This window comes from Acinetobacter bohemicus ANC 3994 (genome assembly GCF_000367925.1).
GTDB lineage: Bacteria > Pseudomonadota > Gammaproteobacteria > Pseudomonadales > Moraxellaceae > Acinetobacter > Acinetobacter bohemicus.
Genome location: NZ_KB849176.1, coordinates 35,153 through 55,505, shown reverse-complemented (window position 1 = coordinate 55,505; position 20,353 = coordinate 35,153). Strand labels below are relative to the sequence as shown.

Genomic DNA, 20,353 nt, shown 5'->3' with positions numbered 1-20,353 from the left:
AAAAATCTATTTTGTCGATCTTAAACCTGCACAGATAAAAAATAAATTGCGATATTTGCCACTTATCAGCATGTTTAATTCATTTTCTGTAAATATTGGCAGATTTTGTCAGTTATCAGTTCAACTTTAAAGATAGGACAACCATGTGAACCTTGAATAAGCTCTACCTGCAAAAATTTTGCGTCGAATTGTTGGAAATTTTGGATAACTTTGCAATCAACTAAAACATCCTGCTCTGCAAAAATATGATACTGCTTGCCCTGATAATTTTTTAATATATCGACAATATTTAAATTTTCCAGTAATTCTAAACCCTGTTTAAGCAACTGCGTTTGTTGTGGCTGAATTAAATTTTGTAAGGTAATGAAGTCTTTTTTGCTACTTTCTACACCCTGACAAACCATATAGCCAAATTTTTTCAGTGTTGCAACTGCATCCTGTTCAAAGGATTGTTTAAAAACCTGAAAGGTCTGTGGTGGCATAGCCGTTTGCCATGTGTTATTGGCGACAAAACAAGGATTGGATGCCAGAGTGATTAAAATCTTTTGTTCAGCATAATGTTGTTCAATTTCATCCACCAAAAGACTGGCAAGCTGCCCACCTAAAGACCAACCGATAATTACATCAAATTGACGCGCCCATTCAGTCTTATGTTGCAAAACATCTTGATCAAAAGCATTAAAGATATTGATCAGCTCAACTTGATGACCTTGCTGTTGCAAAGCTTGTTGTAATGAATGCAGGAGATTCGTGCCCCCGCCCCAGCCTGTAATCAGTAAAATACGTTGTTTCACAATCAGCCCCAAATTAAAAAATATAAACTAAGCATTATTTTCCAAATCTAGCAATAACTTTGCGGGAAAAACCTTGGCCCAATTATTTTTAAATTGCTTATGCACCTGATCAATCCGGAAATGACTATTTCGACCGATTTGCTGAGCTTGTGCAATATCATCCGCCCGCATATAAGCTAACAAATAATCTTGACCGTCTAATTCCAAGTGAAACCACGATTCCACATGCACACCTTCTGCCCGAAGTGTTTCTATCGCTTCATCTTTACGCTCATTCAGTTCTTTTTTCCATGCTTCAACATGATCCAAAGTAGCAGGCTTTAATTTGATTAATACCGCACCGACATCCATACATTGCTCTTATTTTATAATTTTGATTCATCTTTATAACATACCTGCTGTATGCAAAAAACCTGAGCAATTTCCAGCACTGCACCATTCTAAACTCTGCTAAACTGAGTTCACTTCCAATAAAAAGTAAACGATATGAACTATACAAAATTCTTTGGCATTGGCTTGGTTTGTATCAGCACATCCGTTGGATTTTCCACTTTAAGCCATGCGGAAAACTCTATTTTTACCAAAACCGATACTCAACAAAAGCAATGGGTTGGCAAACCTGCACCGATGTTTAAGTTACAGGATCAAAATAAAAAGTGGCATGAATTAAGCCAATATAAAGGCAAATGGGTCGTGCTTTATTTTTACCCAAAAGATAATTCACCCGGCTGTACTCAAGAAGCCAATCAATTTAAAGCACTGTATCCACAATTTTTAAAAAGCAATGCCGTTGTTCTTGGGGTCAGCTTAGATGATGTGCAATCTCATCAAAAATTTTCTGAAAAATTAGGCTTACCTTTCCCTATTCTGGCAGACAACAATCACCAACTGGCCAATCAATTTGGGATTGTGCGAAATTTAGGTGTGACTAAAATAGCAAAACGAGAGAGCTTTTTAATTGATCCAAAAGGAACTATTGTTTATCACTACAATAGCGTAAATACCCAATCCCACGCCGCTCAGGTTTTAGCAGATATTCAAAAATTTTCTAAAAAATAAGTTCAATCCAGCTCATCCCAAATGACAAATAAATTCAACGTCATGGATTAGATAACTCATCACTTAAATCAAGCTTGTAACCATTCATAGCAGCAATAAAAAAAGCCCAGTAAACACTGAGCTTTTTTTATGTAAAACTAAAATCTTACATTTGTGATTGAATATAGTTTTGTAAACCAATCAATTCAATCAAACGAATTTGTTTTTCTAACCAATAAGTATGATCTTCTTCAGTATCCGACATTTGCTGACGAAGCATATCACGCGTAATGTAATCACCCTTTTCTTCGCAAAGTTTCACACCTTGCGCAAGTTTATCTCGGACATGATATTCAAGTTTTAAATCTGCTTTTAAGCAGCTCACCACATCTTCACCTGTTTCAATATCATCACGATTCATATTCGGTGTGCCTTCTAAAAATAAGACACGGCGAATAATCGAATCAGCATGCGCTGCTTCCTCTTGCATTTCATGATCGATACGTTCAAAAATTTTAGTTAAACCCCAATCTTCATACATACGAGAATGAATGAGATATTGATCACGAGCAGCCAGTTCGCCACCGATCAACATATTTAGATAGTCTACGACTTCTGGATTGCCACGCATTTCAAATACTCCATACTCTTTTTTAATATTATGGGCAAAACTCCCCCTCAATGCAAAGCAAAAATTATGTAAGTTTATGATTTTTATAAAATAAAAATGAGAAACATACGCATTTGCACTTTAAACCATCAAATTCCTATTTATAAAACAAGCTGTTGCAGTTTTTATGGCTCAAATCCGAATCATTTTTTGCTCTATTTAAAAGTATAATTTTTTGTAACCAATCACGATCTAGGCAAATTTATCTTTTCTGACTCGCAAGTTTCACCTTTAGCCCAAGACAAGCCACTTTTTTCTGACTATTATGCATATACTTGAAAATAACAATGGCTTAAAAATGACATCTCCTCAAAATACAGCTCCAATTTTAGTGACTGGTGCAACTGGTTATATTGCCAGTTGGGTCATTCAAAAACTACTCCAACAAGGTCATCAGGTGCATGCCACCGTCCGTGATCTGAATAAAAAATCGGGTTTTGCCCATTTGGAAAAAATTGCAGCGCAAAGTACGGGTACGCTTAAACTCTTTAAAGCCAATTTACTGGAAAAAAATTCTTTTGATGAAGCAATGCAGGGCTGTGAAATCGTTTTACATATGGCTTCGCCTTTTGTCGTCACCAACTTTAAAGATGCGGTAAAAGACATTATTGAACCTGCTGTTTTGGGTACAGAAAATGTCCTGAACAGTGTCAATAAAACCGAGTCAGTGAAACGTGTGGTTGTAACGTCTAGCATTGCCTCTACCTATGGCGATGCAATCGACATTCTAAAAACTGAAAATAATGCCTTTGATGAGTCACATTGGAATACCAGTAGTTCTGAAACCCATCAACCTTATCCCTATTCTAAAGTCATGGCAGAGCGTAAAGCTTGGGACATGCAACAGGCACAAAACCGTTGGGATTTAATCTGTATTAACCCTGCTTTGGTTCTTGGCCCGTCTCTAACACCCAATACACAATCGGGTAGTGTCGAAGTCTTGCAACAATTTACCAATGGTATGACGCTTTTAGGCGTACCACCAATGTGGAATGGTATTGTCGATGTGCGTGATGTTGCCGATGCGCATATCCATGCCGCATTTAAAGCCGATGCTCAAGGTCGTTATATTATTAGCGGTGGCACACTCAGTTTATTGGAAATGGGGAAAATTTTACGTCAAAACTTTGGGCATAAATTCCCGTTCCCTCGTAATCATTTACCTAAAGCTGCCTTTAAAATTTTTGGTCCATTGATCGGGTTTTCTACAGACTTTGTCGAGTTGAATATGGGCTATCCAATTTACTTCAATGCCGATAAGAGCAAGCAAGAATTTGGCATTGAATACTATAATATTGAAACCAGTTTGGTTGAACATTTTCAACAGCTACTCGATGATGGTGTGGTGAAAAAATACCTTTGAGCTAAAAAAGCCACCAATTCGCGGTAATGCTGATCAGTTAAGGGGTTTACAATTAACTCCTTAGCTTTTTAGTTATTCACAACGGAGTCTTATATCTTTAAATCAAACACTTGGAGCTCATTCATTACTTTGGATAAGCCCAAATGAGAATCCTCAAAATATATTTTGAGTTCGCAAGAAAGGCATCTTGCGGCGCAGTGCGCCTCACCGCAGAACTCGTCAAATCCCTTTTATTGATCAATTAATCGCAGAAACCTTACTTTTCCAAAGTAGTCTTGCCTCGAACAGTTGCGGATGACGTTTCCGCGTATCGAATAACATCATGAGTTTAAAATAAAAAAAGCCAGTCAATTTCTTAACTGACTGGTTTTACCAATTCGGTGGCTTTTTTATAAATTCAATACAGCTTAAATTTGCCCATAGTCTGCCATTAAGGCAATAAATTCTTGCTCATTCATCACGTGTACACCTAGCTTTTCAGCTTTTTCAAGTTTTGAACCTGCCTTTTCACCAGCAACCAAACATTTAGTTTTACTGGAAATACTACCACTCACCCGTGCCCCTAGAGCTTGCAGCATTTGTGTTGCTTCATCACGCCCCATTTGGCTGAGCGTGCCTGTAATCACCCAACTTTCGCCGTTTAACGGCTGACGTGTTGGCGCAATCGGCGCATCCCAGTGTATACCTGCTTCAAGTAAGCGCTGTACCACTTCCAAATTATGCGGTGCTTGGAAAAAATCAATAATCCATTCTGCGGTAATATCACCCACATCAGGTGTTTTCTTTAATGTTTCAATATCAGCATTTTGTAATGCTTCCAAAGTTTGAAACGTATTGGCTAGCATGCGTGCTGTGGTTTCACCTACACCGCGAATACCCAAAGCATAAATAAAAGCAGCAAGAGTGGTTTTTTTACTATTTTCAATTGCATCAAATAGGTTTTGAACAGACTTCTCGCCCATTTTTTCAATCGTTAGTAATTGCTCACGATGCTCATGCAAGCTGTAAATATCAGCGACATTTTTTAACAGGTCAAGGTGCAATAAAGATTCCACCCAACGATCACCTAAACCTTCAATATCTAGTGCTTTACGTGAAACAAAATGACGAATTGCTTCAATACGTTGCGCTGCACAATAGAGTCCACCCGAACAACGTGCCAGTGCTTCACCTTCAGGCATCACCACAGGCGACTCACAGACTGGACAATTTTCGGGTAAATGAACTTCTACTGCATGATCAGGACGAAATTCAGGCCAAACTTTTTCGACTTTGGGAATCACATCACCACTACGGTATACACTGACTGTATCGCCAACACGAACATCTAAACGATGGATTTCGCCAATGTTGTGCAGCGTCACATTGGATACCGTAACCCCACCCACAGCAACTGGATTTAAACGTGCGACTGGCGTTAAAGTTCCCGTCCGCCCCACTTGCCAATCAATATTTTCAACCGTGGTTAAAGCAGCAACGGCTGGAAACTTATAGGCAGTTGCCCAACGTGGCTCACGACTTAGAAAACCCAACTGTTGTTGCTGTTTTAAATCATCGACTTTGACCACCATGCCATCAATTTCAACACTTAAGTTTGGGCGTTCTGCATTGATCTGTTCATACTTTTCTTGGACGTCTTGAATACTATCGCAAACAAAATGGCGCTCACCGACAGCAAAACCAAAATTGGTTAACCACTGCAAGCTTGCTGACATTGACGTTAAACCATGATTTGGCTCACATTGTGCAATGCCATAGGCATAAAAGGCCAAAGGACGAGACGCCGCAATCGCAGGATCTAACTGACGTAAACTGCCTGCTGCGGCATTACGTGGATTGGCAAAAGTCTTTTCACCTTTGGCTTCATTTTCCGCATTGAGTTTCTCAAAGCCCGCTTTAGGCATGAGCACTTCACCACGTACTTCTAACAGTGCAGGAACAGCAACTTGAGCGGATGAAAGAACTTTCGGTAAGTTACGGATGGTTTTAACATTTTGAGTAATATCTTCACCGGTTTCACCATCGCCACGGGTCACACCACGAACCAATATCCCGTTTTCATACCAAAGTGAAATTGCCAAGCCATCAAATTTTAATTCGACATCATATTGAATTTTTTGATTCGGCAAGCGTTCTTCAATACGACGTGCAAATGCAAATAAATCTTCTTGATTAAAGACATTACCCAATGACAGCATCGGCACAACATGAGTAATACTTTCAAATTTAGGCAGCGCTTTACCGCCCACTTTATTGGTCGGTGTATCGGCTTGTATACATTCTGGATATTGCTGTTCTAACGCTTTTAATTGATGAAACAGTTGATCATATTCACTATCTTCAATGGTCGGTTGATCCATGACATAATAAGCATGATTATGCTTGGCTAAAATTTGGATCAATTGACGCATTTGCGCTTTGATAGTTGAATCTTGAGTCATTTCTTCACCATAAAAAAGGGCGGTCTATTTTCCGCCCTTAAAAAATTTTATCTACTCGCTATTATAGAAATCGAGTGCTTCTGTTTCAAACTAAACTTCTGCTGCGTGTCCTGAACGATAGTCAATCGCTTGATGACGCCATTGCTCACGCAACTGCGGCGTAAACTCCTGATTATTTTGATCGTAAACAGTGCCATCAATTTCACGGGCAATTAAGCGCGAAATACTGTCCATGGTATCAAAGGCATTTTGTACGTCACTATGTGGCAACGCTAAGAAAAATGCTAAACCTTTGACTTGTTCAGTAGACAAAGTTTCAAGGTCAAAGCCTGCCGCACCTTCATCGGTGATTTGTAAAACAGAAAAAAGTAATTTGCTGTCATCTTGACTATAACGATGGAAACACGCCATTTCACCAAAACGTAAACCATATTTAAGCAGCACTTTTAAGGTTTTTTCACCTGAAAGTACTCGACGCTCTGGATAAATATTTAACGCAATGAATTCAACCGCAGTGGATAATGCACTTTCTTCATCAACGCGTTGCTGTTCATGTAAGTGTTCATCCAAAATGCTGCTTTCTTCTTCAAACTCTGAAATTTCAGCTTTGGCGATATTGGCATTCAGGCTAAATTCTGCGGGTTCTTTTGCTTCAGTTTTTTTCACTTGAGCAGATGGTTCAGTTGCCACATCGACCGCCTTAGCCAGTTCAGGTTCAAGCGAATCTACAGCTGATTCAGCATTACTGCTGGCTTCAACGGCCTTAACCTCAGCATTTTCAGCTTTTGCTTCGCTACTGGTTAAATCTTGAGTCGGTTCAGCACTTGACGCTTCTTCTGTGGCATTTTGCAATTGATCACGTACATGACGAGGAATCACAGGCTGCTGGCTATCTGAGTCGACATGCAGTTCTGAATCCAATGAAGGTGCTGCATCAGCAGGTTTTTTAAACAGCATTCTTAAACCGAATAACATAATGATAACGGCGATAACAATACCAACGACGGTTGTGACTTCCATATTATGACTCCGCGACTAAACCGTATTCTTTTGCCTGTTCCAAATCGACAGTGACTAATTTTGATGTACCGGGTTCTGGCATGGTAACACCTAACAAATCGGTTGCCATCGTCATTGCAACTTTATTATGAGTAATGTAAATGAATTGTACTTGTTCAGAAAGCTCTTTTACCAAATTACAAAACCTTCCCACATTGGCATCATCCAAAGGCGCATCCACTTCATCTAAAACACAGAACGGTGCTGGATTTAAACGGAAGATTGCAAACACCAATGCCAATGCCGTGAGCGCTTTCTCACCACCAGACAATAATGCCAAAGAACTGTTACGTTTACCCGGTGGACGAGCCATTAGTTTTACACCCGATTGCCAGTCATCTTCAAGGCTTAAACTCGCTTCCCCACCATTAAATACTTTAGGGAACAAATCTTGTAGCTCAAGATTGACTTGATCGAAAGTGGTCATAAACAATTTACGGGTTTCTTGATCAATGCTTTTCATGGCATTTTTTAATTGATCGACCGTTTTTTCCAAGTCTTCAATTTGGTGGCTCAGCTCGGCAAAACGCTTCGATACTTCTTCATATTCTTCCGAAGCAGCTAAATTCACCGCACCCAACTTATCAAAGCGCTGTTGTGCTTTTTCTAGCTGTTGTTGATGTGCCAGTAAATCAATACTTAAACCTGTTATGACGTCACAATTTAAAGCCGCCAATTGTTCTGAATAATGCTGTAAGTCAGATTTCGCCACTTGCCAAGCCAGACGTTTTTCTTCCAATTGACCACGTAATTTTTCATCTTGTTGTTGCTGTTGATGACGCTGCTCGGTCAAAGACTGCTGTTTTTCTTGCAAATTATTCAGTTCAACTTGCCATTCATGCCAAGTCTTTTGCAATTTCTCTGTCACTTGGGCTTGTTGATTAAATTGTGACTCCAGTGCGGGTAATTCCAATTGCACAGGATCAACAAAATTTTTCGCCTGTTCCATTTGCAGCATAATTTGTTGATATTGCGCTTTTAAGAATGAAGCATCTTTTTCCAGTAACTCAACTTGCTGTCCAGTTTGCGCGCTCTGACGACGCAGCAACTCCAATTCTTGTTGTGCCTGCTGCCAAACTTGTTGAGTATTTTCAAGCTGCTCGGTGAGTTCTTCCACTTGAAATTGCATGGTTTTATAATGCGGTAAAGCCTGCTCCAATTTCAAATTTAAGGCATGCAAATCAATTTCCAAATCATCTTTTTGCATGGCATCTTCTTCCAATTGCTCATCCAGTTGCTGTAACTGATTTTGCAATTGTTGCTTTTGCACTGAAAATGCCTGAACGGTACTTTGTATTTGCACTATTTTGACATCGAGCTGTTGCAATGCCTTTTGTTGCTGCTTTAACGTCTCTTGCTGATCGTGAATGTTTTTTTGCAAGGTTTGAATATGCTGTATAGCTTGCGGCAATTGCTGTTCAGCCGCTTCAAGCTGTGGTAACTGCTGGGCCAGTGCTATTGCAATTTCATCTAAACGAATGCGATGACTGAGTGCCCCTTGCCCCGCTTGGCTGGCTTCATCGTAAAATAAACCAATCACCCAATCTACACCGACATGATAGCCATCCAAACTTAAGATGGACTGTCCTAAGCTCAACTGGCTTTGCAAAGACAAGGCCTGAGTTAGCGTGTCTGCCACGGCCACCTGCTGCCAAATGGAATGCTGTGGTGACTCAATCCAATCGGCTAAACACGCTAAACCTGCTAACTGAATCCGATTTTGCACAACATTGCTTTTCAGCTGACGGGCAATATTTTCAGTGAAATCAGTATTTGCATCTAATACTTGTGCAGAAAGCCATTTTGCCAAAAATTTTTCAATTAAATTGGCATACGGTTTGGCTTGATCTTTTAGCTTTAATCGCTGCATCAACTGCACAGCGTCATTCTGTATTTTCGGACTGTTTTTAATCAGCAATTGATTCAGATTTTTTTGTTCCGATTGCAACACCTGAATCGCTGACTTCAAACTTGCAACATCATTTTTTTGCTGCGCGTACCCTGTCTGTGCAAGTTCTAAAATTTGCTTCTGAGTTTGAATATTTTGTTCTAGCTGCTCAATCTGCTGGCTCAGTTGAACTTTTTCCTGCTCGAGCTGTTCAATATCATCATGCTGATTTTGCTGTTGGATTTGCGCTGCTTGTAGCTGCACAGTTTGTTTTTGCTGTTCTATACGGGAAATATTTTTGGCTAATTGTTCACTTTGCGCCAACATTTGCATTTTTTGCTGTTGTTGTTTATCCACCTGAATTTTGATCAATTCAAATTGCTGTTGCACCTGTTGTTGCTGTGCTTTCAAAGCACCCACAGTTTGGCTTTGATCTTGGTTTTGCTGTTCTTGCTGCTGTAATTGTTCACTCTGCTGTTCATATTGTGCTTGCAAGGTTTCAATTTGCAATTCAATCAGCTGTAGTCGCTCTTTGGTCTGTAATTTTTGTTGTTCTAACTGCGTTAAAGTCGAGGTATTTTGATGCAATAAAGACTGTTTTTGTTCCAGTGTCATTTTCAATTCAGACCGTTTTTTCTCTGCCTGTTGCCATTCATTTTGCAAAGGCGTGGACTGTTGAAGCAGACGTTGAAATAATTCACTGGTTGCCGTTAAGTCATGTTCTAAGGTACTCAGTTCGGAGCGAACCAACTTAAAGCTTTCACCCAAGGCATTCATCTGCAAGGTATATTCTTGTTGCAAGCGGCTGCTTTGCTCACATTGAAACGACAATACTTCAACTTTGATGGTACGAATCTGAGTTTCAAGTTCTTTGTATTGCACGGCTGTTTCAGACTGACGTTTTAGCGTTTTTAGCTGCGACTTCAGTTCCGCATTAATATCTTCCAAACGCGATAAATTTTGTGTGGTGTGATCGAGATGCAATAAAGTTTCACGACGACGCGCCTGATAACGTGAAACACCCGCAGCCTCCTCAATAAACACGCGCATTTCATCAGGCTTGGCATCGACCAGACGGTTAATCATGCCTTGTTCAATAATCGAATATGAACGTGGCCCTAGACCCGTACCCAGAAAAATATCGGTAATATCACGACGACGGCATTTTGTACCATTTAAGAAATATTCAGACTTACCATCTCGGTTAACCTGACGACGCACTGCCAATTCATTGTAGGCGTTGTATGTACCACCGAGCTTGCCATAGGTATTATCAAAGCGTAATTCAACACTTGCCACACCGACAGGTTTACGTTTCGCAGTCCCGGTAAAAATGACATCCTGCATGCTACCGCCACGCAGTTGCCGTGCACTTGATTCACCCATGACCCAACGAATGGCATCAATCACATTCGATTTACCACAGCCATTTGGCCCAACCACAGCGGTACGATTCGCCTTGAAGTGTAAAGTCGTACTATCGGCAAAAGATTTAAAGCCGGAAAGTTTTAAGCTGCTTAAACGCATAATGTCCTGATTAACGTCGTGAACGTCTTGCCCATGCAAGTTCGATTTGTTTCATCCGTGTTAGAGATTCCAACACAAGGTTACGCAAGTGTCGACAAAAATCATCCATAAATAAAGTAGCTTGTTGTGATTTTCGGATCAAAACTGCATCAGTCACCAACTTAAACAATTCAAATGATTCCTGTAGCTCACGGCGAGAGATGTTTAAGGTTAAAAAATAGCTGCGACGCAAGGACGGCAGTAACTCTTGATAGAACTTGATTAAATAGGGATTACCAACCATCTCGTGTTGGCGTGCTAAACCCTGAAAGATTAAATCATAGAATTTTTCAGTATGCCCCTGACGGGTTTCTTCATGTAATTGTGCCAATAAGGCTTGAATTCTTTCAGCTTCATGCGTGCGCCAAGCTTCGGCCATACGCTGAACAATTTGTCCCAAAAGCAAAGCACTCATATCAAATAAAGCACGCACTTGTTGTGCAGACATTTCGGACACCACGGCACCACGACGTGGGTAAATTTCAATCAGCTGTGTCCGCTCTAATAGCAATAGTGCTTCGCGTACAGAACCACGGCTAACATCAAGTTCAGCCGAAATTCGCAACTCTTGGATGCGTTCACCTTCTACCAGTTCACCACGAATAATTTGCTCACTAATATGTTTGGCAATTTGTTCGGACAAACTCTCCTTCCCCTGTTCGTGCATACTATTCCTATCTTGTTTTTATAAGATGCAATCGAAAAACGGTCATAATACTGACTGATATTCTCTTTTACGCAATTGTAACCCTAAAGAAAATGACATTGTCAGACAATTTTTAAGTCTATACAGTCAATTTTAAAAGAATTAAATCATTCACTTGAATGAGAAGCCCATTCCTATCTAAAAATAGACTTAAATTGTATTTGTGAGTCCTTCATTCTTTTTTTGACGATGGTACGAAAAAAGTATATTGATCAAAAATCTGAGCGATACAGCATCCCGAATGACAGAAAAAAACAACAGAAAAAAAATGTGAACAAGCTCATCCTAGTGCAGCTTAATCCATCTATCTTTATTCTTAGATGAGCATTTTAATTTACAACCTTAAAAATAGCTCGAAAAGCCTTGGTAAATAAAATATAAACCGACGACCGTTAACAGACAGGCAAAACATCTTTTGAGCATGGCTGGCGACAACTTATGTGCCACTTTAGCCCCAAGTTTCGCGGTCATAAAACTCATCACGCTAATCCCAATAAAGGCATAAACATGCACGTAACCAATGCTATGCGGTATTTCAACGGTTGCATTCGAGCCAAACCACATAAAGCCTAATGCACCGGCAATTGCAATCGGTAATCCCCCTGCTGCCGACGTTGCCACTGCTTTTTGAATCACCACACCATGACGATTTAAATAAGGCACGGTCAGACTGCCACCGCCAATACCAAAAATTGCCGATGCAATCCCAATACCGCCACCGGCTAGCATTTGCATGCCTTTAGCCGGTAAATGCCGAGAAGAATCAACAGGCTTGTTTGCACCGTTAAACATGCCATATCCCACCCAAAGCGCAAAAAAACCGATCAGCAATTGCAACCCCTGACCCGACATATAATCTGCAACACCCGCACCTAAAAATGAGCCGAAAGCCAGACCCGGTGCTAAATTACGAAATACATCCCACATCACAGCACCACGTTTGTAATGTGCCGAAACAGAGCTAATCGAGGTCACAATAATGGTCGCTAAAGACGTACCAACAGCCAAATGCATAATTACCGAAGGATCATAATGTAACTGGGTAAACACAATATATAAAATGGGGACAATAATGAGTCCGCCACCGACACCAAATAGGCCAGCAGCAAAACCCGCCATTGCACCAATCAATAAATATATGATTAACTCCATGATTCACATTCCACTGCTGCTTAGATTTAAATGGATTTAGAGACTCGACAACTGCAAAAAATCCTCGACGACGCTCATCAGCGCCCAGAAGTATTAATACTGAAACCCGTCACCGCTTCAACCAATGATGATGTCCGTGAAATTGCACTCAAAGGCGTACACAGCGTTTTAGTCTGTAGCACAAAGCAAACTCAAGGTCGTGGACAACGTCAACGACAGTGGGTATCACCTGAAGGGAACATCTATTTAAGCACATTGCTGAATACACGAACACCCATTGATGGGCGACTTGCCCTTGAAATTGCATTAAATATTTTGCAAATGCCGAGTCTTAAAAACTTAGATCTGCAAGTCAAATGGCCGAATGATCTCTATAGTACACAAGGCAAATGGGGCGGCATTTTAGTTGAACCGCTTTCTCCCCATCAAGTCATTGTCGGGGTCGGCATCAATCTTGCACCTATCCCCAAAGAAAACATTGACCAACATGCCACATCATTAAGTGAATTAGGCTTGACCAATATTTCTCGTACCCAATTGATTGCCGAGTTATATATGGCCATTCAACAAGCCAGTGAATGGTTTGATCATGATTGTTATAACCTTGCTGTCCGTTTTAACCACTATGCAGCATTTAAAAATCAAGCTGTTGAATTTGAACATCATTCAGGACTCTGTTCCGGTATTTTTATCGGTATTCAAGATGATGGTGCGGTGAACATTGAAACCAGTGCAGGTGTACAACAATTTTATCAAGGGCGCTTACGGCGCTTAGAAACCTCTCTTTAGAGAAATGCAATGAAGAATTTATGGTTAGATATTGGCAATACGCGGCTCAAATATTGGATTACCGATAACAATCAGGTGATCGAGCATGCGGCAGAAATGCATTTGCAGTCTCCAGCAGATTTACTTTTAGGTCTGATTCAACACTTTAAAGCCCTTAAACTGCACAATGTCGGCGTGTCTTCGGTACAAGACAAAAAGAATAATGACCGTATTCAGCGCATCTTAAAAAGCCTCAACATTCCTGTGGTCTTTGCCAAAGTTCATGCTGAATATGCAGGTCTAAGTTGCGGTTATGACGATACCACGCAACTGGGAATTGATCGTTGGCTGCAAGTTTTAGCAGTCGCAACTGACCCCGAGCAAAATTATTGCATCATTAGTTGTGGCACGGCTTTAACCATTGACCTTGCTGATGGTTTACAGCATTTAGGTGGCTATATTTTACCGAATCTATATTTGCAACGCGATTCACTGATTCAAAACACCAAAGGCATTAAAATTCCTGATGCGGCTTTTGATGAGCTGACACCGGGACGCAATACCATTAATGCAGTGCATCACGGTATTGTTCTAGGTTTGGTCAGTGCAATCGAGAAAGTGTTGCAACAAGCACCACGAAAATTAATCTTAACCGGTGGTGATGCTGCTTTATTTGCCAAGTTTCTTGCACCATATCAGCCCAATATTGAGCCAGATTTATTGCTCAAAGGCTTGCAGTCTTTTATTCAACATTATCCCGAAACCAGTATTGGTTGAAGCAATGTCCATAATTGCGGAAATTCGGTAAATCCATCTTGACGCATAAAATGCCCCGCTTCTTTTACCACATGTATTTGGGCATTAATAAAATGCCCAAATTGTAATGCCAATGGCGGTGGAATATAAGGATCGTCACTCGACACCAACTGCAAACTCAAAGGCATTTTGGTCTGTAACAAACCACTATCCAAACGTGCCTGTGCGATAAAATCATCTAACTCAGGTCGGCTGGGTAACTTGGACTTTAATCCAGAAATAAAAATTCCCGCCTTAATTTTCTGGCCTCTATTTTTAAAATGTTGATTCAGATAATGCAGCACACTGATACAACCTAAACCATGCGCGACAATAATGGTATTTTTATCCAACTCACGAATTTGCATGTGTAGCGCCTGTTGCCAATGCTGGAATTCGGGTCGATTGGGTTCAGGCAATACGATACGTTTAGAAACATGCCCTGCCTGTTGTATGCTCTGGCTCAGCCATGGAAACCAATGATCAGTGCTAGACGCTTGATAACCATGAATAATATAAATTTTCTTTTGCTGCATATTCATAAGCCATTATTTTTCTTATTAGAATTGAGGAAATAACAGCCTGAAATAGTGTACTTTTTTAGCAACAAAAAATATGAGTATTTTGTAATTTTACCTTGCTGCATCTATAAATCGTGATTCAAATAATTCCTGCCTGTCTTATCTCAGCCACAATGACTACTAAATAAAAAAAGGCGCATTAAGCGCCTTTTTTACAACAATCAAAAGATTATTTCTTCTGATCATTGCCACCGAACAATGGTCCCATACCGCCACCACCGCCGAATTGTTTTTGCATACCACTCAGTGATTTCATCATTTTTGCCATACCTGACGGATTGGCAAATTTCTTCATCATTTTCGCCATTTGCGCATGCTGCTTAATCAATTTATTGACTTCAACCACATCCATACCACAGCCTGCTGCAATACGTTTTTTACGGCTTGGATTCATCAAGTCAGGGTTACGGCGCTCTTTGACAGTCATCGATTGAATAATCGCTTCCATCTTTTTCACTTGTTTTTCAGGATTCGCTTGTGCAATTGCATCTTGAATACCTGAATTACTCATGCCCGGCAACTTGTCTAAGAAGCCCATCATGCCGCCCATTTTATTCATTTGGTCAAATTGCATCAACATATCTTCAAAAGTGAAGTTGCCGCCTTTTTGCAATTTTTTCGCCATTTTTTCGGCTTTTTCTTTGTCGATTTTGCGTTCAACTTCTTCGACTAAAGAAAGTACGTCACCCATACCCAAGATACGTTGTGCAATACGCTCAGGATGGAATGGCTCTAGAGCATCGAGCTTTTCGCCCATACCCAAGAATTTAATTGGCTTACCCGTAATTGCGCGAACAGAAAGTGCTGCACCACCGCGGGCATCACCATCGGTTTTGGTTAAAATCACACCGGTAAGCGGTAAAGCATCATTAAAGGCTTTTGCAGTGTTTGCCGCATCCTGACCCGTCATGGCATCAACCACGAACAAGGTTTCAGTTGGGTTAATCGCTGCGTGAAGCTCTTTAATTTCGTCCATCATGTCTTCATCGACATGTAAACGACCTGCGGTATCGACAATCAAAACATCAGCAAACTGAATTTTGGCTTGTTCGATCGCACGTGTAACGATGGTAATTGGCTTTTCATCAGCAGTCGATGCAATGAAATGTGCGCCAACTTCGCCTGCCACAGTTTCTAGCTGTTTAATGGCTGCTGGACGATAAACGTCGGCAGAAACCATCGCAACTTTTTTCTTTTGGCGTTCTTGTAAAAAGCGTGCCAGTTTAGCCGCAGTGGTGGTTTTACCCGCACCCTGTAAACCAGCCAGCAAAACCACTACAGGTGGCTTTGCCGCAAGGTCGAGGCTTTCATTCGCTGCGCCCATCATTTTTGTTAATTCGTCATGGACGATTTTTACGAAAGCTTGGCCCGGTGATAACTGCGTCATCACTTCTTGACCCAATGCCTCTTCCTTAACTTTCGCGATGAATTCACGAGTTACAGGTAACGCAACATCGGCTTCAAGAAGTGCCATACGTACTTCACGTAACGTATCTTTAATATTATCTTCGGTTAGCTGCCCTGAGCCAGTAACATTTCTTAAACTCTGCGTGAGTCGTTCTGTTAAGGTATCAAACATTGCAAAATCCGCTTAAAATTGCTAGTTGCAAAAAAATCTTTCTTAAAATAGAAAATTTATGCATAAGATGCTATAGGATACTGTAGTTCGCATAGAATTTATATAAATGAATATTCATCATCCTGAAAAAGGTTTGACATGATCAGTCTCCCCTTGGTTTACACGATCTTAGCATTAATCGCTTATACCACATCTTTTTGGTATTTGTTTATCCACTTAATGTCAAAACGTGATCCAAACCATTGGTTTGTCGGGCTTGTACTGGGCTTAGGATTACTGCTACATACCGGTGTTCTATATAACGATATGTTGACTCCTTTGGGTGTAAATTATGACGTATTTGTCCTCATGTCATTTACATCTGGGCTTATGTTATTGCTGAGCTTAATCTTTAGTACCTTTCGCCCCATTTTGGCATTGAATTTAATTGGCATTCCTGTTGCCGCAACGGGCTTAATCTTAGGTTTTGCTTTAAGTAAACAAAATCAATTCATTGAACAGCATTCGTTTGGTTTAGACGTACATATTATTTTGTCTTTATCTGCCTATGCTGTTTTACTCATGGCGACCATACAAGCGGTTATTTTATGGTTCCAAGATCGTGAATTAAAGAACAAACAGAAGAAACGCTTTTGGGTCAATTTACTGCCCTCTTTTCAAGCAATGGAATCCTTGTTATTTGATTTAATCATTACTGGTTTTATTTTACTGACCATTGCGTTAGGTTTCGGCTTCTTTACCATTGATGACTTTTTTGCCCAACATTTAGCCCATAAAACGGCCTTTAGCATTATTTCATGGTTTGTCTATGGCTCACTCTTAATTGGTCATTACAAATTTGGCTGGCGTGGTCAAAAAGCCATTCGTTTTACTTTAATTGGTTTTATGCTACTTGCCATTGGTTTTATTGGTTCTAAGTTTGTGCTGGAAATGGTTTTAGGTAGGTAAAGTCTTTTTTGTTTCGTTTTACTGATTAAAAAATGTGGAGCGTGACGTAAATATCATGCGTGGAACGTGATCATTCAATAGAAAAGCCCAGTTTATATAAACTGGGCTTTTTAGTTTATCAACAATTTATTGATTTCAAATAACTTATGCAGTGCATTTCGTATAAGCTCTATTATGTTAATTTTATGAGAATTAATTAATCATTCCATTCCCAAGTTAAAGCTAGCTTTGCTCCTAAAATATTTTCTAATTCTTCCATTACCTTAGGTCTGAGTTCAGTTCCAAAATCTAATTCATCATAATCATCTTCATCAGCATCTTCTGCACTTTCATCTTCATCAATTAGCCAATATTTATTAGAGCCAGATAAAAAGCCTGCAGTTAATGCAAAAGGACTTTCAACATTTGAACCATTCTCAAGTGTGATAGAAGCATTATCCCAACCACAAGGAAAATGTTCTGCTTCTGGTACGATTAGCTCAAAAAAAGATACGGCTTTATCTTTTTGTTCTTGTTTTGGATGATATTGCTGGTCTAAAACATAGATGTAGACTTTATGTTCATGCATTTTTATTTCCCCAAAATATTCAATAAATTTTAATGTTTTATCTGTAGTTTATTTATATACAAAAAATATAAAAAGTAAATATTGATTCTAAGACATCTACTTTATTTAGCATAAAACTCTTATACGAAATATAAGTACTCAAGCCCCTACCACTCTATAATATTTCAAAGACCTTTTTCTAGACATCCCCACTAAAAAAACGTATAACACCGTTTTTCAATTTGACTGGTGACACCGCTGTGAAACTCATTCTTGCACCCATGGAAGGCTTAACCGATCCTATTATGCGTGATGTACTAACGCATATCGGCAGCTTTGACTGGTGTGTCACTGAGTTTATTCGTGTCACCAATTCGGTCTTACCAGACCATGTTTATCATAGTTATTGTCCTGAATTATTGACTGAAGGTAAAACTGCAGCAGGCACTCCCGTACATGTACAATTTTTAGGTAATGATCCTGAAATGCTGGCAGCCAATGCAGTCCGTGCTGTCGCACTTGGCGCACCTGCCATCGACATGAACTTTGGTTGCCCTGCCAAAACAGTCAACCGCCACCGCGGTGGTTCCGTGCTGTTAGATGAGCCTGAAGTGGTGCATCAACTGGTCAAAGCCGTTCGGGATGCTATCCCTAGCCATATTCCAGTCTCTGCAAAAATGCGTTTAGGCTATATGGACAGAAACTTTACTTTAGAAAATGCACATGCCATTGAAGATGCAGGTGCCGCTTGGGTCACCGTACATGCTCGGACCAAAGCCGAAGGTTATACGCCCCCTGCATTTTGGGATCAATTAAGCCCGATTCGTGAAGCACTTAAAATTAATGTGATTGCCAATGGTGAAATTTGGACCAATAGCGATGCCAAACAATGCCGTTTAGAGTCAGGTTGTGAAGATTTAATGATTGGTCGTGGTGCAGTCACCACCCCTGATTTAACCCAATGTATCCGCCAAAATTTAGATGAACCGCTCATCACTTGGGATGAACTTTTAGCCCTACAAATTCGTTTCTTACACGGCCCCTATAAAAAAGAAATTAATATGGTGGGACGCTATAAACAATGGCTTGGCATGATGTCTAAGCATTATCCTGAAGCAAAAATACTGTGGAATGAAGTCAAACGTATCAAGCAACTAAATGAAATTATTAACAAGCTTCAAAGTACTTCAACTAAATAACATAGTCCTAGACGCCATCATTTAAAGCCTATTTAAAGATTTCAGAATAGGCTAGATGAATGCTTCAACAATCAATTTTTTCCGTTGCGTTGTTGCAGATTAGCGACATGTAAGCGGTCGGTTTTCCAAGATTTTTCCAAAATTTCTTTTTCAATCCGCAGCTGAATCCGTTTCAATTTCATTGCTGGAATCACCTCATCTTTAAAACCTTTGACATATTCAGTCCACGTCTTTCCTCTAAACACATTCACAGGCATGGCTGTTTTAAATTCGCAATCGGGCATAAAGACAATCACAGAATGTAAATATTCAGCGGCAACCATATCACTCAGCACCACTTCTAAAACCTTTTGATGTTTATAGTTTTGATGCAGTGGGTTTTGAAATTTATAACTGTTTTTAAAGATTTTTTGTGTCCACATTTTCTGACGTTCACCACCAAAAATCCAGCCTTTATAATTCTTGGTTTCGATAATAAAAATACCATACGGACTCAGTAAAATATGATCAATTTGTGTAGTTCCGGATTGTTCATCGGGCAAAGTACAATTGTTGAGCAAAATATAATCTTCGGTTAAGTATTTCTTTGCATGGATGCTTACAGCAAACTCGCCAAATTTTCCTTTCAAAACAGGCTTGAAGGCTTTGAAAATACCTAGCCCAACAGTAATAAGAATTATCCACCAAAAGGTTGAAAATAACTGACCGAATATTGTTTCCATCATTTTATAGCTTATTAACTTTTATACAGAAGCATAACATTTTGTTTAAATTATTGTTTTTCTAAACCAAGTAAAATTTCTTTGTTATTTAAACCACCGGCAAAGCCGACCAATTTTCCATTTACCCCCACCACACGATGGCACGGTGCAATAATTGAAATTGGATTTTTTCCGTTGGCTGCACCCACAGCACGTACCGCTTTAATATTTCCCACTTGCTCAGCAATATCACGATAACTTCGAGTTTCACCAAAAGGAATACCCAGTAAAGCTTGCCACACTTTCTTTTGAAACACAGTCCCTTCAAAATCTAAAGGCAAATCAAATTGCTGCCTTGTTCCAGCAAAATATTCACGCAATTGCTTTTGTGTTTCTAACAAAATAGGATGATTCACTTGTTCGATCAATTCTGCTAGGCGGACACGTTTTGGATTTTCATTTTCCCAAAGCACGGCAACCAAGGCGTTTTCTGTTGCCACTAATTTTAAAATACCGACTGGAGAAGGCATTTCCATAAAAGCGAGTTTCATTGTCTTC

19 protein-coding genes are annotated in these 20,353 nt (G+C 39.9%); 6 read left to right on the top strand and 13 right to left on the bottom strand.

The genetic code is table 11. The annotated features are described in order from the left end of the window. Positions 1 to 74: 74 nt before the first annotated feature. Both F994_RS13055 and F994_RS13050 read right to left on the bottom strand, forming a co-directional pair. The gene (locus F994_RS13055; protein ID WP_004650997.1) at positions 75 to 794 is read right to left on the bottom strand and encodes an alpha/beta hydrolase family protein; all 720 of its coding nucleotides are present in this window, start codon (positions 792 to 794) and stop codon (positions 75 to 77) included. 27 nt (positions 795 to 821) lie between these two features. Next, positions 822 to 1,145 carry a DUF6176 family protein gene (locus F994_RS13050; protein WP_004650996.1) on the bottom strand — a complete coding sequence of 108 codons (324 nt, stop codon included), beginning with the start codon at positions 1,143 to 1,145 and terminating at the stop codon, positions 822 to 824. A 135-nt stretch (positions 1,146 to 1,280) separates the two neighbouring features. Here F994_RS13050 and F994_RS13045 point away from each other — a divergent pair, with 135 nt between their 5' ends. Next, positions 1,281 to 1,853 carry a peroxiredoxin gene (locus F994_RS13045; RefSeq protein ID WP_004650995.1) on the top strand — a complete coding sequence of 191 codons (573 nt, stop codon included), beginning with the start codon at positions 1,281 to 1,283 and terminating at the stop codon, positions 1,851 to 1,853. A gap of 145 nt (positions 1,854 to 1,998) precedes the next feature. Here the strand turns inward: F994_RS13045 and ftn are convergent, their stop codons facing one another. Continuing rightward, positions 1,999 to 2,463 (bottom strand): heteropolymeric bacterioferritin subunit Ftn, encoded by a 465-nt coding sequence (gene ftn / locus F994_RS13040; RefSeq protein ID WP_004650994.1) that lies wholly within the window; start codon positions 2,461 to 2,463, stop codon positions 1,999 to 2,001. A 337-nt stretch (positions 2,464 to 2,800) separates the two neighbouring features. Here ftn and F994_RS13035 point away from each other — a divergent pair, with 337 nt between their 5' ends. Further along, on the top strand, positions 2,801 to 3,865 hold the full coding sequence (locus tag F994_RS13035) for an SDR family oxidoreductase (protein ID WP_034697334.1): 1,065 nt from the start codon (positions 2,801 to 2,803) through the stop codon (positions 3,863 to 3,865). Between the two features lie 407 nt (positions 3,866 to 4,272). Here the strand turns inward: F994_RS13035 and ligA are convergent, their stop codons facing one another. The 5 genes from ligA to F994_RS13010 form a co-directional block, all read right to left on the bottom strand. Then, positions 4,273 to 6,306: an NAD-dependent DNA ligase LigA gene (ligA, locus tag F994_RS13030; RefSeq protein WP_004650991.1), complete on the bottom strand. Its 2,034-nt coding sequence runs from the start codon at positions 6,304 to 6,306 to the stop codon at positions 4,273 to 4,275. 90 nt (positions 6,307 to 6,396) lie between these two features. Further along, positions 6,397 to 7,326 (bottom strand): cell division protein ZipA C-terminal FtsZ-binding domain-containing protein, encoded by a 930-nt coding sequence (locus F994_RS13025; protein ID WP_004650990.1) that lies wholly within the window; start codon positions 7,324 to 7,326, stop codon positions 6,397 to 6,399. A gap of 1 nt (position 7,327) precedes the next feature. Further along, positions 7,328 to 10,780 carry a chromosome segregation protein SMC gene (smc, locus tag F994_RS13020; RefSeq protein ID WP_004650989.1) on the bottom strand — a complete coding sequence of 1,151 codons (3,453 nt, stop codon included), beginning with the start codon at positions 10,778 to 10,780 and terminating at the stop codon, positions 7,328 to 7,330. 10 nt (positions 10,781 to 10,790) lie between these two features. Next, on the bottom strand, positions 10,791 to 11,486 hold the full coding sequence (locus tag F994_RS13015) for a GntR family transcriptional regulator (RefSeq protein WP_004650988.1): 696 nt from the start codon (positions 11,484 to 11,486) through the stop codon (positions 10,791 to 10,793). 381 nt (positions 11,487 to 11,867) lie between these two features. Next, the gene (locus F994_RS13010) at positions 11,868 to 12,677 is read right to left on the bottom strand and encodes a sulfite exporter TauE/SafE family protein (protein ID WP_004650987.1); all 810 of its coding nucleotides are present in this window, start codon (positions 12,675 to 12,677) and stop codon (positions 11,868 to 11,870) included. Between the two features lie 30 nt (positions 12,678 to 12,707). Here F994_RS13010 and F994_RS13005 point away from each other — a divergent pair, with 30 nt between their 5' ends. Then, on the top strand, positions 12,708 to 13,466 hold the full coding sequence (locus tag F994_RS13005) for a biotin--[acetyl-CoA-carboxylase] ligase (protein ID WP_004650986.1): 759 nt from the start codon (positions 12,708 to 12,710) through the stop codon (positions 13,464 to 13,466). A 9-nt stretch (positions 13,467 to 13,475) separates the two neighbouring features. Beyond that, the gene (locus tag F994_RS13000; RefSeq protein ID WP_004650985.1) at positions 13,476 to 14,222 is read left to right on the top strand and encodes a type III pantothenate kinase; all 747 of its coding nucleotides are present in this window, start codon (positions 13,476 to 13,478) and stop codon (positions 14,220 to 14,222) included. On the opposite strand, the gene F994_RS12995 is transcribed toward F994_RS13000, so the two are convergent. Both F994_RS12995 and ffh read right to left on the bottom strand, forming a co-directional pair. Next, a complete protein-coding gene (locus F994_RS12995; protein ID WP_227574737.1) occupies positions 14,198 to 14,776 on the bottom strand; it encodes an RBBP9/YdeN family alpha/beta hydrolase in 579 nt (192 codons plus the stop codon). The genes F994_RS13000 and F994_RS12995 overlap by 25 nt on opposite strands. A gap of 214 nt (positions 14,777 to 14,990) precedes the next feature. Beyond that, positions 14,991 to 16,400 carry a signal recognition particle protein gene (ffh, locus tag F994_RS12990; RefSeq protein ID WP_004650983.1) on the bottom strand — a complete coding sequence of 470 codons (1,410 nt, stop codon included), beginning with the start codon at positions 16,398 to 16,400 and terminating at the stop codon, positions 14,991 to 14,993. A 138-nt stretch (positions 16,401 to 16,538) separates the two neighbouring features. Here ffh and F994_RS12985 point away from each other — a divergent pair, with 138 nt between their 5' ends. Then, positions 16,539 to 17,348 (top strand): cytochrome C assembly family protein, encoded by an 810-nt coding sequence (locus F994_RS12985; protein WP_004650982.1) that lies wholly within the window; start codon positions 16,539 to 16,541, stop codon positions 17,346 to 17,348. A 196-nt stretch (positions 17,349 to 17,544) separates the two neighbouring features. On the opposite strand, the gene F994_RS12980 is transcribed toward F994_RS12985, so the two are convergent. Next, positions 17,545 to 17,916, bottom strand: a complete 372-nt coding sequence (locus F994_RS12980; RefSeq protein ID WP_004650981.1) for a hypothetical protein — start codon at positions 17,914 to 17,916, stop codon at positions 17,545 to 17,547. A 239-nt stretch (positions 17,917 to 18,155) separates the two neighbouring features. Here F994_RS12980 and F994_RS12975 point away from each other — a divergent pair, with 239 nt between their 5' ends. Beyond that, positions 18,156 to 19,094, top strand: coding sequence for a tRNA dihydrouridine synthase (locus tag F994_RS12975; protein ID WP_034697204.1), 939 nt, complete (start codon positions 18,156 to 18,158; stop codon positions 19,092 to 19,094). A gap of 71 nt (positions 19,095 to 19,165) precedes the next feature. On the opposite strand, the gene F994_RS12970 is transcribed toward F994_RS12975, so the two are convergent. After that, a complete protein-coding gene (locus tag F994_RS12970) occupies positions 19,166 to 19,819 on the bottom strand; it encodes a nuclease-related domain-containing protein (RefSeq protein WP_004650979.1) in 654 nt (217 codons plus the stop codon). A gap of 47 nt (positions 19,820 to 19,866) precedes the next feature. Then, positions 19,867 to 20,346, bottom strand: a complete 480-nt coding sequence (locus F994_RS12965; RefSeq protein WP_004650978.1) for a methylated-DNA--[protein]-cysteine S-methyltransferase — start codon at positions 20,344 to 20,346, stop codon at positions 19,867 to 19,869. Positions 20,347 to 20,353: the final 7 nt, after the last annotated feature.